The sequence below is a fragment of the Agaribacter flavus genome (assembly GCF_042646125.1).
In the GTDB taxonomy this organism is placed as follows: domain Bacteria; phylum Pseudomonadota; class Gammaproteobacteria; order Enterobacterales; family Alteromonadaceae; genus Glaciecola; species Glaciecola flavus.
This window is the reverse complement of sequence record NZ_JBHRSW010000049.1, coordinates 39039-52323: the sequence shown is the minus strand read 5'-3', so window position 1 is coordinate 52323 and position 13285 is coordinate 39039. Positions and strand designations below refer to the sequence as shown.

Below are 13285 nucleotides of genomic sequence, written 5' to 3'. Positions count from 1 at the left end.
GTACTTATGATTTGGCATAAGAGGGACGTTGCGCTTCCAACGACTCTATGATTTTCAAGTAACTTTGATAGCGGGTGGAGCAAATTTTTCCGTCATCTACTGCGGCTTTGATAAGACAACCAGGGTCATTTTTGTGGGTGCAGTCACTAAACTTACAGCCTCCTAAATAGTCTTTGAACTCTATAAAACCGGTTGTGACTTCGTCTTTTGATAGATGCCACAAGCCAAATTCCCTGACCCCAGGTGAATCTATCAGTTCTCCCCCATTGCTAAAGTGCATGAGCTTGGCAGCAGTGGTAGTATGTTGACCAAGCCCTGAATTTTCTGACACTTCTCCGACCAGCTCATCGGCTTCTGGCAGTAGTTGGTTGACCAAGCTTGACTTGCCGACGCCGCTTTGGCCGACAAAAACATTTACCTTGTCTTTTAGTTCAAGCGCTAGACTGTCTATGCCTATCTTTGTTTTACAGCTAACCAAAAATACTTTGTATCCGAGTGTTTTGTACACCTCTAACTGTTGATGTAACTCATCCATATCTTGTGGATCGAGCAGCTCTACTTTGTTGACGATGACAATCGCTTGAATCTGTGCTTGTTCACAAGCGACTAAATAGCGATCGATAATATGACTAGAAAAGCTGGGTAAAATAGAGCTCACTACTAAAATTTGGTCGATGTTTGCTGCAACGGGTTTAACACCATCGTAGTAGTCGGGACGAGTAAGCACTGACTTCCTATCGAACACCGCTTCAATGACGCCACGATCTCTTTGCTCTCCACTGAGGCTGGGGCGAAATAATACTTGGTCACCACATACGACAGACTCAACGGTTCGGCGAATAAAGCATTTGTGTGTTTGTGATGGATGAGCGTCGTTTTCCACAATAGCATGCTTACCAAAGCGACTGATTACGCGACCGTTTAATTGCTCTCCAAGGTTATCAAGCGTTTGTTCGTCTTGATTGTTTATTGTTTTGTGCCGGTTTTGTTGAACTCGACGTTTTTGATTTTTTGATAATTTGGGTTTTTTAGCCACAGCCAGTTATTCTAAGTTGGCGATTCTAATGATGCATGATACATTTTTTGTTTGAAGAAGCACAATTTGACGTAACTAGGTGATAAATGGCAGTAGATGAGCAAAATTTAGTGTGGATTGACATGGAGATGACGGGTTTAGATCCGGAGAGTTGTTATGTGCTGGAAATAGCCAGTATCGTAACAGACAAAGATCTCAATGTTATAGCTCAGGGACCCGTTATCGCCATTCACCAGTCAGATAAGGTGCTCAGTGCAATGGACGATTGGTGTAAAACAACCCATGGAAATTCTGGATTGACTCAACGTTGTTTGGGTAGCGAATATGATGTCAACCAAGCGGCATCAATAACGATTGCTTTTTTGGAACAATTCGTACCAGCAGGCAAGTCTCCTTTGTGCGGTAATAGCATCGGTCAAGATCGACGTTTTTTAGTCAAGTACATGCCTCAGTTAGAAGCTTTCTTTCATTATCGTAATATTGACGTGAGTAGCATTAAAGAGCTGGTAAAACGCTGGCAGCCCGAGCTGCTGGACGGATTTAAGAAAAAAGGTGTGCATTTAGCATTGGATGACATTATTGAGTCGATTGAAGAGCTTAAATACTATCGCAATAAAGTATTCAATATTTAGTTAGGGTCTGCACAACAAAGGTCAACAGCCACTAAGCTTTGAAATATTCAAAGCCAGTATTTGTTCTAATAGGGTAACGGGGTTTTTTAGGGATTTAAATTTTTATGCGTTTTATGCAATCAAACAAGGTTATTATTCGGCTTGTAAAGGTGTTACCTCAATTTATATTGTTGCTTATTCTTGGTCTTAGTCAAGCTAACGCGATAAGCCCAGAACAAATGACAAGCGGTATTAAAGCGGCGGGTGGAGACGCAATTAAGTCAAGTGGCAACATGATTGAATTTAACTTCAAAGGCATGCACATGGCTGTCATTTTCGACAAAAACGCCGACCGTATGCGCTTGGTTTCTCCCATTATCGAACTAAACAAATTGAGCAATGATGTGCTACTGCAATCGCTAGAAGCAAACTATCATTCGGTACTTGATGCGCGATATGCTGTATCTGATGGCGTGATGTGGTCTGTGTTTATCCATCCACTGAAAGATTTAACTAGTGATTTATTCACCTCAGCTATTTCACAAGTGGCTATTGCTAAAGCAACGTTTGGACAAGAATACACAAGCGGTGCACTCGTATTTCCGGGTAAATAAGCAAAAGGCTGTCTCTAAAAAAATATCTCCTTCTGCAACTTTCAAAATTGCAGTTGCGTAGTGCTGTTTGAATGATCCCTGATTTAAAAATGAACGGGCTTAGATCATTTCAAACTAAGAACACACAAGGAGATACTTATGAAGCGTTTCATATTTATGGCAATAGGATTTACCTTAGTATTCCTATTGCAAGCGTGCAATGCTGGAGATGGTCAAGGCCTAGATACAAATGGTCAACCCATTGACTTAAACTCCACAGAACCACCATCTACTGAACCTGAACCTGAACCTGAACCTGAACCCGAAGACGATGCAGTGCAAGCGAACTTGGCCTCTATCCACGAAAAAGTACTTGTTCCAAGGTGCACTCAATGCCATGCGGGTGCGAATGCGCCGCTTGGTTTGGCAATGGATGATTTAGACACGACCAGAACTAACTTAATCAATGTAGATTCAGCAACGAACCCTACTTTTAAGCGTGTTTTGCCCGGTGATGCTGAAAATAGTTTTTTATACTTAAAAATATCAGGAGCACCTATTGCGGGCAATCAAATGCCTTTGGGTGAAGCACCCTTAGATGCTACAACTCAAGAAACTATAAAACAATGGATTAACAATGGCGCGCCAATTGATCGTACCGATGTCGTTGCAGTTGTAAAAAGTGTTTCACAAAGCGGAAAAAACTTATCTGTCGATTTGGTATTTAGTCAGATGATGGATGAATCTACGTTAACAACTGACGGTATTCACCTTTCTGATAACAATGCTGGAGAAATCACACCTGATTTAATAGTGATCAAATGGAAGAATGCCAATGAGCTAAATCTTGCTTTTGAAGGCGATATTACTGGGTATCCGAGCCTACAACTAAGGTTAAACGAAAATGCTCGGTCAAGTATTTTTGCGAGAAATGGCACTTGGCTAGATGGAGATAGAAATGGCGTTGAAGGTGGAGAGTTTGTTTATGAAATTTCAAAATAATATTGCAACGAAGTTCCTTTTCATTTCGGCGATACTTGTCAGTTTACTTAGTCTTAGTAATAGTGCCGTCGCGGAGCCGTATTTGGCAATTAAAACTAAAGCGAAGTGCAGCGCATGCCACGTAAACCCAATTGGCGGTGGTATGCGCACAAAATTTGGCACCTTATACGGTCACACACAATTGCCCAAAGAAATTTCCGATATCGTCGGAGCGGATATTGGCGAAATAACCGATTACTTGAAGATCGGAGGAAACTTTCGTTATAACGCACAAGCAAGTAGGAACGAAGCGGATGAGTCATCATCTACCTTCAGAGTAGAGTCAGCACAGGTCTATGTGGCAATACAACCTAAAAACTCTAAATTCAGTCTCTATTTGGATCAGCAAATAGCACCGGGTGCGGCAGTAAATAGAGAGGCGTTTTTAAAATATAACTATGCTAGTAATCACTATATAAAAGCGGGCAAGATGTATGTGCCTTATGGATTGCGTTTGGAGGATGACACTTCTTTTGTTAGGCAGGTTACGGGGTTTAACTTTGATAGTAGCGACAATGGCGTAGAGCTGGGTCTCGAATATGACGACACAACGTTAAATTTTTTTGTTACTAATGGCACTAGTGCGGTGTCCAATAACGATGACAAATTCTTATTTGGTGCAAAGGCTGAACACTTGTTTGGTAACGCGCGTGTAGGGGGAACAGTTGTTGTGAATGACTCTGATGCGAACGAGCAGCGTTTCTACAATGTTTACGGGGGGCTAACTTGGGGAAATTGGGTGTTTCTCGGCGAAGCTAACCTAATTGAAACCGAAGGGATAACAAGTTCTAGCATTGAAGAACTTGTGGGCTTAATTGAAGCAAACTACCAGTTGCAAAAAGGGCTTAATGTTAAGCTCACTGGTGAGTACTATGACCCAGACCGAGGTATAGATGAAAATCAAGAAACACGCTACTCGTTGGTTGTCGAATACACGCCTCTTTCAATGTTGCAAGTGCGTTTGGGGGTGCGATCTTCAGAAGGGATTCCACAGCAGCCTAGTCGTACAAATGAGCTTCTATTTTTGCAATCGCATGTATATTTCTAAGGCATAAGTGTATCAAAATAACTAAAAATGACGAGGGAACTAAGTCACTCTCGTCATTTTTTATTTATCCCGAATTTAAGTTACTTACTGATGTAGCAAACGATTTGGTTTCTACCTAAAGATTTAGCTTTATATAGACATTCGTCAGCATGACTTAGCATAGTTTCTACTTTTTCAGCTAGTTTTGATGTTACGCCGATACTAACAGTACATCCGATAGATTGACGCTTTCTTCTAATTTTTTTACTTTCTACTTGAGTTCTAAATACGTCCAACTTTTGTTTGGCTTGTTCCAATGTCGTATTCGGAAAAAACACACAGAATTCTTCACCTCCAAATCGAGACATAGAAAATTCAGAGAAGTGCTTTTTCATCAACTTAGCCACTTCTTTGAGCATTGCATCCCCGCAATCATGGCCGTAGGTGTCATTTATTTTCTTAAAGTGGTCGAGATCGAGTAAGGCCAAACACATGGACTCCAGACCTCTATGCATTTGTGTTGTTACCTCTTCAAAGAAATGGCGTCGATTGGGCAAACCTGTTAAGTAGTCCATGTTTGCGGTTTTTCGAATGAGCTCAATTTGCTCTATATGCTCAATATTTTGAAGTACGCGGCAAAAAAACTCTTCATGGCAGTAAGGAACGCGAAGATAGTCATTTGCGCCACTTTTGATGAATTTTGCAAGCAAGGCAGGGTTACTTAAATTAGATGTACCAATGATACTGAGTTCTTCCTTAGAAAACTCTTTTCTGATAGCCGCAACGAGTTCAATTCCCGATTCATCTTGTAACTCGTTTTCGGTGATCACAAGTTTAATTTGCTTGTTGTTGTACAAGCTATTGACCGCACTTAGCGTGTTGTTTTCTTGATAGGTCTCAAAGTTATGCCTGTTAAGTAATTCACATACTTTGTTTCTGGATGAGGGACGCTTACCTACTACGAGTACGCCGACTTGCTTATTTTTTTGTAGCCTTATTAATAGACGACTCAAATACTCGAAAACTTGTCGATTTTGCTTAGGTATATAATCGACCACTGCTTTCGATAGAATTCTGTTTCTAACATCTTCGTCCGATTGACTAGTGAGCACAATTACAGGCATGTATGATTGGATTGCAAAGTCGATGGCTTCGCCATGCGGCGCATCGGGCAGAGTATAGTCGACCACTGCACACAAAAAGGATTCTGGCGTCGACTGTTCGAATATCAACTTTGCTTCTGTTAGTGATGTGGCAACCGCAACATCTAAATTTATTTTGCCAATTATGCGCTTGAGCACACGCAGGCTGGCTGCATTGTCTTCAACCAATAGAATTTTGTATTTCACACACTCACCTCAATATCCAGCACGGATATACCTCTATTTGAGTTATCGGCATTCGCAATAATAATTTAAGGGGTAGGTACTCAAACTAACTGGAGGTCGCATGGTGGGATTATACTTGGAGGCTCGCCCTCTTGTGTCGCAAAATTTATTTTTCATGGATGCAAAATCAAAGCGTATATGGATATACTCGCAGCGGTTTTGCGACACAAGAGGGCGAGCCTCCAAGTATAATCCCAATTTGCTGGATATCGTGTTTGGGACGTATTGTCGATAATGGGTTTGCCCTATGCACCGTTGAAAATTTATTCAAATAATCATTTTTTGTAAAAATCTACTTGCAACCAAAAATAATTTTTCTATAATGCTCGTCCAGTTTACAGGAATGGTCTTAAATTCAGTAAACTGATTTCAACTCTCTATAAAGCGGGAATAGCTCAGTTGGTAGAGCACAACCTTGCCAAGGTTGGGGTCGCGAGTTCGAGTCTCGTTTCCCGCTCCAAATCTTTTTGGTCGCATTTTTTTTCTTCTACGTGCTATGTTTGTATGTGGGCAGAATTAATCGGATGACACATGGAAAAAATCAACCCTTTGCGATCCTTCGCCGAAAGAGCATTGTCTTATCCCAGTTTCTTAAATATGCGTTTGCTTACTTGGGTGTTTCGATTCAAGGTAAAACTCGTTGGAACAGTAGGTTTAAAAATTATTGAAACCGACTTAAAACGCGTTGTTTTTTACCAGAAAAATCGTAAAAAGGTACAAAACCACATTGGCGGTGTGCATGCAGCTGCAATGGCTTTACTTGCTGAATCTGCGACGGGGTTTGTTGTTGGCGTAAACTTACCGGGCGACAAGTTACCTCTTATTAAATCCATGCACCTGAAATACGTAAAGCGCTCGCAAGGAGACATGCGTGCAGAGGCATGGCTGACCGACGAACAAATTCAACAAATGCAAACCCAAGAAAAGGGCGACATTCTAGTCGCAGTGAATGTAAGTGATGAAAGCGGCGAAGCCCCCATTATTTGTGAAATGAATTGGGCGTGGCTGACGAAGTCTAAATCTCAGTAATAGTTATATTGGTGTATACATATTAAACATATTTTTAGCTCTTTCTTATAGACTATGTCGATATTTTTTACACTTATATTCTTATGGAAGCATAAATAAAGAGTAAATTATTGATTTTAATAGTTATTATAAAACACTGTACGGTGGTATTGGAATTGCTTGTGGTCAGTTAGGAAATTCTTTTTCTCGACGCGAATAGATCAAACTTGCACAAGGATAAGATATTTCTCTAAAAGTAGAGCCTGTTGACCTTTGTTTTTTGTGACTCCACAACTAACAATCAAAAGAATATGCGCCCTTCGCTTAGTTCTTTTTGTGGAGGTAAATTGATAAGACAAAAAGTCTTTAGATTAAGGGGGGGAGGCTAAATTACTTTATATTATCCACAAACAGATACACTGTGTATGTTCAATTCAGTCTGAATACGCGTGTAACGAGTCTTTGCAAGTGGTAAAAATTGAAAATGGACAAAATTCAACAGGCTCCAAATAAAAATAAATAATAATAGGGATTAAAATAATGTTGAATAAAAAAGCTTTAACGGGAGTACTCGCTACAATGGTAGTTGGGTTGAGTTCAGTATCAAGCTCCCATGCTGGTTTAATTGTGTCTGGGGAGTCACACGGTCTAAGTTGGAAAGCACAGAGTTTACTTGTCGGTGCTGCAGATGGAGGTACGGCGACATTTCCTCCTTTTGAGCCTTTTGGTAACGCAATCTATCATCCAACCTTCCCAACATACAGTGGTGTCGTTGGTATGCTAATGAATACGACTCAGGGTAACTTTGTCTGTTCAGGAACATTGATGGAAGACCGCCGTTCAATTTTGACTGCTGCCCACTGTGTTTCTGATGGTGCTGGCACGCCAAACCCAATTAGCACAACCGTGTTTTTCCAACCAGAAGATGGACTTGGCCCAGAGGTCAGCATATACACAGCTCCACCAGAAGTGGTTGCAGTAGAAGTCACTGACTATTTTGTTCACGAGGATTACACTGGTGAGGTCATCGACCAAAATGATATAGCGGTGTTACGTTTATCAGAAGAAGCACCAGATTGGGCAGTTTCATACGGTATATATGAAAACAATGACATAGCGGGGCAAAACTTCAACGTTGCTGGGTATGGTCGATTGGGTGACGGCGCAGGATCAATTCCGGCTACTGGTCGCTTGCGTCAGGGTAACAATCGTTACGACTATGCATTCGGCGATGCTGCTTTTGGTGGCTTTTTTACAAATGGCTTTTTCGGTTCCGCTGACGTAGAGTTTTCTTATATTTCTGATTTCGACAATGGCAGTATTTTTAATGACCAAGCTGGTATCATTGCAGATATTTTTGGTCTTGATGCCTTTGATGTTGGTCTAGGTGAGTCTGAGGTAGGTGTCGCAGGTGGTGACTCAGGTGGCCCTAACTTTATTAATGGTTTAATTTCAGGTGTGAATAGTTACGGCTTAACTTTCGGCACTGGCTTAGGCGACATTGATGATGAACTAAATAATACATTTGGTGAATTGAGTGGGTTTGTTCCTACATACATTCATGCGGATTTTATCCGTGCCGCACTTGTTCCAGCTCCGAGTGCTTTTGCCTTACTAGGTTTAGGTTTACTTGCTGTTGTAAGTGCCACTCGTCGACAACGCCGCAGTTAATAGCTCATTAATACCAAATAGTTAATACCAACCGGCCTTATAAGGCCGGTTTTTTGCTGTTTACCACTTTGGACAATCTTTTTTTTAGTTGGTGCTTATAAGTCTTCAAACGTTAATCCAGCAGCACATGCTTGGCTGTATGACTCCATTTCCATTACATTTTTATTAAGTTTCGGATTATTGAATAAAACCATAAAGAATAGTATTGACAGTACTGATGAACGGGCGTAAAACGTGCTTCATAAGCAAGGCATATCGTTATTTGGTTTGAATTTAATAGTGGAGCGATCTTATTGTGTCTGGTTTAACAAAACAAACTCTTCAAACACGCTTGTTTAGCGATCCCAAAAATTATCCTTATGGTTTTTCTCGCTCGGGCGATTTTTCAATTGCCGAGAGTAGGGCACTTGCGCAGTACGGTAGCTTGTTTGCCGCCTTAATGGACGGTAAGTATGAACCTGTGGATGACGAGGATAAGCAGTATATTGCCTCTGCCTTGGGTCATGCGGAAGCGAAGACCGTGCAAGAAAAGGCTTGGCTCAAGTACCAGAAGCGGATCAATCGACCCAAATGTGCAAGCATTTATGGTAAAGCAAAAAGTATCGCTGATGACGAAGAAATCGAAGCAGATTCTGATGATACTCTCGATTTAGACCTAGAATCATAGATTTTTTACAGTTAGCGACTGGCTATTATTTATGCATAATTTGCACAAGGTTTCCCCTTGAATAATGGCTTATTCCAGAGTACCCTTGCCGCCCGATTTTATGGGACATACATGTACATCAAGGAAGAAGTGCATGACGAGAAATTTATCGCGAAATATTTATCCTAAAAATGTGCTATTTGTGAAATAGTATTTCACTTTTTTGTATGGATTTGTTTTTTCATTGCATGATTTTCTATATAGTCCGATAAAAATGAAACGTTCATTTCAGAGGAGTTACTCAGGTGAAGATGATGTCAGGCGCGGCTATGGTTGTAGAAGCGCTAAAAGATGTAGGTGTTACGCATCTATTTGGCTATCCAGGTGGTGCAGTACTAGACATATATGATGCGCTTTTTGCCCAAGAGCATGTAAAGCACGTACTGGTTCGTCATGAACAGGGTGCAGCGCATATGGCTGATGGTTACGCTAGAGCGACGGGTAAAACGGGCACCGTCCTAGTTACGTCTGGCCCAGGCGCAACGAATACACTTACCGGCATTGCTACTGCCTATATGGATTCTATACCGATGGTGGTGTTGTCTGGTCAAGTGCCTACCCAGCATATTGGTGAAGATGCGTTTCAAGAAACAGATATGGTGGGTTGTTCACGCCCCGTTGTAAAACACAGTTTTCTGGTTAAGAAAGCCGTGGATATCCCCAAGGCAATTGCTCAGGCGTATTACATTGCTAACTCAGGCCGGCCTGGACCTGTGGTAGTCGATTTACCAAAAGATATCGTGAATGTTCAAGAAGAGCATCCCTATGTGTTCCCTGATGATGTGAGCATGCGCTCATACAATCCTACGATAAAAGGGCACAACAAACAGATTAAGAAAACAGTCGCTTGTTTAGAAAAGGCAAAAAGGCCGGTTATTTATGTTGGTGGCGGAGCGATTGCGGCCGAGGCATCCACATTGGTTACCGAGTTAGCCGAGAAATTAAACGCACCGGTGGTATCTACCTTAATGGGCTTGGGGGCGTTTTCTTCCTTACATGAGCAATTCTTGGGCATGTTAGGCATGCATGGCACATATGAAGCAAATAAAACCATGCACAATTCCGATTGTATTCTTGCATTGGGCGCGCGTTTTGATGACCGCGTAACAAATAATGTGGATAAATTTTGTCCTTATGCAGACATTATTCACGTAGATATTGATCCAGCATCCATATCCAAAACTATCAATGCACATGTGCCCGTTGTCGGCTCAGTGGATGAGGTTTGTCGACAAATTTTAGCAGAAATGACTGCTCATGATTTTTCAAACCAAGAGTCTAAATTGACGGATTGGTGGGAACAAATTAACGAATGGCGCGCGCGTCAGTGTCTTAAGTTTGAACAGGGTGAGACAACGATAAAGCCTCAGAAAGTCATCGAGTCATTGTACAAACATACTAACGGTGATGCTTACGTTAGTTCCGATGTTGGTCAGCATCAGATGTTTGCCGCGCTTTATTATCCCTTTGCAAAACCAAGACGTTGGATAAATTCTGGTGGGCTGGGCACGATGGGCTTTGGTTTACCTGCTGCGATGGGGGTACAATTTGCTCATCCCGAGGCTTGCTCTGTAGTGGTTACGGGTGATGGCAGTATTCAAATGAATATCCAAGAGCTATCTACTTGTTTACAGTACAACCTTCCCATCAAAATTATCTCACTAAATAACCGTGCTTTGGGTATGGTTAGGCAATGGCAAGATATGATCTACAAGGGGCGTCATAGCCATTCGTACATGGATTCTATGCCTGATTTTGTCAAGCTCGCCGAGGCATATGGACATGTCGGGATTAAGGTTGACACATTAGACGAACTAGATGATGCGATGGCGCGATGCTTTGCCGAGAAAAACCGCTTGGTATTCATGGATATTGCCGTTGATCAAAATGAACACGTATACCCTATGCAAATTAAGTTTGGTGCGATGGACGATATGAGATTAAGCAAAACGGAGCGTACATAATGAGAAGGATTTTTTCGATACTAATGGAAAATGCCCCTGGATCATTGTCACGCATCATGGGTGTATTTTCTCAACGCGGATATAATGTGGACTCCTTGTGTGTGGCGCCAACCAGTGACTCGAGCCTTTCTCGTCTGACCATTATTACAGAAGCAGATGATAAAGTTGCCGAGCAAATACTTAAGCAAGTCAACAAATTGATCGACGTACTACGCGTAAGCGAGTTGACAGAAGCACCCCATGTCGAGCGCGAACTAATGTTGATAAAAGTGGCTACACGTACTGAAGTCGCTAGAGCGGAAGTGAAGCGCAATGTAGATATTTTTAGAGCTCGTGTATTGGATGTTACGTCTCAGCATTATACGATGGAAGTTACCGGAACCAGTGACAAATTGACCGCTTTTGCCGATGTAATGGCTGATTGTGCTGACATTACAGAGTCTGCGAGAACCGGGGTTTGCGGTCTAGCCAGAGGTGACAGAGCCTTACGCGCGTAAACGATTGCCCTCAAACATAATAAAAGTGCATACGAAATAGTAACTTATGCCTGATTGATGAAATATTAAATTTTTTGGTCAGGCATGATTTTTTATGTATATGTGCTAAACTAAATTTGTTTTTGGTAAAGCGCGTTTGTAAGTTTGCTACATCTTAAGTGTAAGTTATTGAAGGTATTAAACATTTATCACTTGCACGCAGTACTTCAGAAGTAAAAATCTCAGCAACGAATTTGTCAAAAATGCCTGCGCAGGCGATGCGCATACATTGTATTTTTATATTTTGAGGTTTTTATGTCTAAAGTTACAGGCACAGTTAAGTGGTTTAACCCTGAAAAGGGCTATGGTTTTTTAACACAAGACGATGGTGGGAAGGACGTATTTGTTCATTACCGTGCAATCGTTGCTGAGGGTTATAAAACGTTACCAGAAGGACAACGTGTGTCATTCGAAGTGGAAGAAGGTCAAAAAGGTCTTCAAGCCGCGAATGTAGAGCCTATCTAATCAATAGGTGATACCACTTTTTTCAAGAAAGCGCCAAATTGGCGCTTTTTTTTATTATATTTACACTCGCTCGAACACAGTAGCGATGCCTTGTCCTAAACCAATACACATTGTCGCTAGTCCAAGACTTGCGTCCTTATCCTCCATTATATTGATTAAGGTTGTGGATATTCTGGCACCCGAACAACCTAAAGGGTGCCCCAATGCGATCGCGCCTCCTTTTAAATTTACCTTATCATCATAATGATCTAACCAGCCTAGTTGTTTGATACACGATAAAGCCTGTGCAGCAAACGCTTCGTTAAATTCTGCATACTCAATATCTTGCATGCTTAAACCTGCCCGTTTAAGCGCCTTCTGAGTAGCAGGAACAGGGCCAAATCCCATGATTGCAGCATCGCAGCCAGCGACTGCCATTGCACGGATTTTTACTCTAGGTATTAAACCCAAAGCTGAAGCCTTATCAGCAGACATCACTAGCATTGCAGCGGCACCATCTGAGATCGCTGATGACGTACCCGCTGTAACGGAGCCATTTACTGGATCGAACACGGGACGCAATCCTGCTAGTGTTTCGGTTGAGGTATCTGGGCGAATTACTTCGTCAGTATCTATCAGCTTAAGAACGCCATTTACATCATGGCCTTCGAGCGGCATAATTTCGTTTTGCCATCCACCATTGAGTGTCGCGGCATGGGCTTTTTGATGGGAACGCGCACCGAATTCGTCTTGCATTTCTCTAGTGATACTGTTCTGGCGGCCTAATAATTCAGCTGTCATACCCATGTTTCCAGAGGCTTTTGCGGTAAATTTTGCCAATCCGGGGTGAAAATCAATATTGTAGTTCATCGGGACATGCCCCATGTGCTCTACTCCACCTATCATGTATACATCTCCGCGTCCTGTCATGATGCCCGAGCAAGCGTCATGCAAGGCTTGCATTGACGAGCCGCACAGGCGGTTTACCGTGACCGCGCCTGTGCTACGTGGGATTTCAGTTAACAGTTGAGCATTTCTCGCGAGGTTAAAACCCTGTTCTTTAGTTTGTTGTACGCAGCCCCAAATAATATCTTCGATGTCCGCAGGATCCAGTGCGGGGTTTCGCATAAGTAGGCTTGTCATTAAGTGGGCAGATAAATCTTCAGCGCGAACATGTCTGAATACGCCGCCTTTTGAGCGTCCCATAGGCGTGCGAATACAATCAATTATTACAACGTCTTTCATATAATTTCTCCCTTT

13 protein-coding genes and 1 tRNA gene are annotated in these 13285 nt (G+C 42.0%); 11 read left to right on the top strand and 3 right to left on the bottom strand.

The annotated features are described in order from the left end of the window. Positions 1-4 precede the first annotated feature (4 nt). On the bottom strand, positions 5-1036 hold the full coding sequence (rsgA, locus tag ACFOHL_RS17025) for a small ribosomal subunit biogenesis GTPase RsgA (protein ID WP_376921446.1): 1032 nt from the start codon (positions 1034-1036) through the stop codon (positions 5-7). Between the two features lie 86 nt (positions 1037-1122). Here rsgA and orn point away from each other — a divergent pair, with 86 nt between their 5' ends. The 4 genes from orn (at position 1123) to ACFOHL_RS17005 (ending at position 4329) form a co-directional block, all read left to right on the top strand. Continuing rightward, positions 1123-1668 (top strand): oligoribonuclease, encoded by a 546-nt coding sequence (gene orn, locus ACFOHL_RS17020; protein WP_376921445.1) that lies wholly within the window; start codon positions 1123-1125, stop codon positions 1666-1668. Positions 1669-1772: 104 nt separating this feature from the next. Then, complete coding sequence (locus ACFOHL_RS17015) at positions 1773-2261, top strand: hypothetical protein (RefSeq protein ID WP_376921444.1); 489 nt, start codon at positions 1773-1775, stop codon at positions 2259-2261. A 138-nt stretch (positions 2262-2399) separates the two neighbouring features. Next, positions 2400-3242, top strand: a complete 843-nt coding sequence (locus tag ACFOHL_RS17010; protein ID WP_376921443.1) for a hypothetical protein — start codon at positions 2400-2402, stop codon at positions 3240-3242. Continuing rightward, positions 3226-4329 carry a hypothetical protein gene (locus tag ACFOHL_RS17005; protein ID WP_376921442.1) on the top strand — a complete coding sequence of 368 codons (1104 nt, stop codon included), beginning with the start codon at positions 3226-3228 and terminating at the stop codon, positions 4327-4329. Before ACFOHL_RS17010 ends, ACFOHL_RS17005 begins: the two co-directional genes overlap by 17 nt. Positions 4330-4409: 80 nt before the next feature. On the opposite strand, the gene ACFOHL_RS17000 is transcribed toward ACFOHL_RS17005, so the two are convergent. Beyond that, a complete protein-coding gene (locus ACFOHL_RS17000) occupies positions 4410-5657 on the bottom strand; it encodes a GGDEF domain-containing response regulator (RefSeq protein WP_376921441.1) in 1248 nt (415 codons plus the stop codon). Between the two features lie 423 nt (positions 5658-6080). On the opposite strand from ACFOHL_RS17000, the gene ACFOHL_RS16995 reads away from it, so the two are divergent. The 7 genes from ACFOHL_RS16995 to cspE all read left to right on the top strand — a co-directional run bounded on the left by ACFOHL_RS16995 (position 6081) and on the right by cspE (position 12046). Then, positions 6081-6156: transfer RNA gene (locus ACFOHL_RS16995), tRNA-Gly, on the top strand. Between the two features lie 71 nt (positions 6157-6227). Then, entirely contained in the window at positions 6228-6725 is a 498-nt protein-coding gene (locus tag ACFOHL_RS16990) for a DUF4442 domain-containing protein (RefSeq protein ID WP_376921440.1), read from the top strand. 519 nt (positions 6726-7244) lie between these two features. Then, positions 7245-8375, top strand: coding sequence for a trypsin-like serine protease (locus ACFOHL_RS16985; RefSeq protein WP_376921439.1), 1131 nt, complete (start codon positions 7245-7247; stop codon positions 8373-8375). A gap of 295 nt (positions 8376-8670) precedes the next feature. Beyond that, positions 8671-9042 (top strand): DUF413 domain-containing protein, encoded by a 372-nt coding sequence (gene maoP / locus ACFOHL_RS16980; RefSeq protein WP_376921438.1) that lies wholly within the window; start codon positions 8671-8673, stop codon positions 9040-9042. Positions 9043-9326: 284 nt separating this feature from the next. Next, entirely contained in the window at positions 9327-11045 is a 1719-nt protein-coding gene (locus ACFOHL_RS16975) for an acetolactate synthase 3 large subunit (RefSeq protein ID WP_376921437.1), read from the top strand. Further along, on the top strand, positions 11045-11542 hold the full coding sequence (ilvN, locus tag ACFOHL_RS16970; protein ID WP_376921436.1) for an acetolactate synthase small subunit: 498 nt from the start codon (positions 11045-11047) through the stop codon (positions 11540-11542). Before ACFOHL_RS16975 ends, ilvN begins: the two co-directional genes overlap by 1 nt. Before the next feature lie 294 nt (positions 11543-11836). Next, on the top strand, positions 11837-12046 hold the full coding sequence (cspE, locus tag ACFOHL_RS16965) for a transcription antiterminator/RNA stability regulator CspE (protein ID WP_376921435.1): 210 nt from the start codon (positions 11837-11839) through the stop codon (positions 12044-12046). Between the two features lie 60 nt (positions 12047-12106). Here cspE and fadA read toward each other — a convergent pair whose 3' ends face one another. After that, entirely contained in the window at positions 12107-13270 is a 1164-nt protein-coding gene (gene fadA / locus ACFOHL_RS16960) for an acetyl-CoA C-acyltransferase FadA (RefSeq protein ID WP_376921434.1), read from the bottom strand. Between the last annotated feature and the right edge of the window lie 15 nt (positions 13271-13285).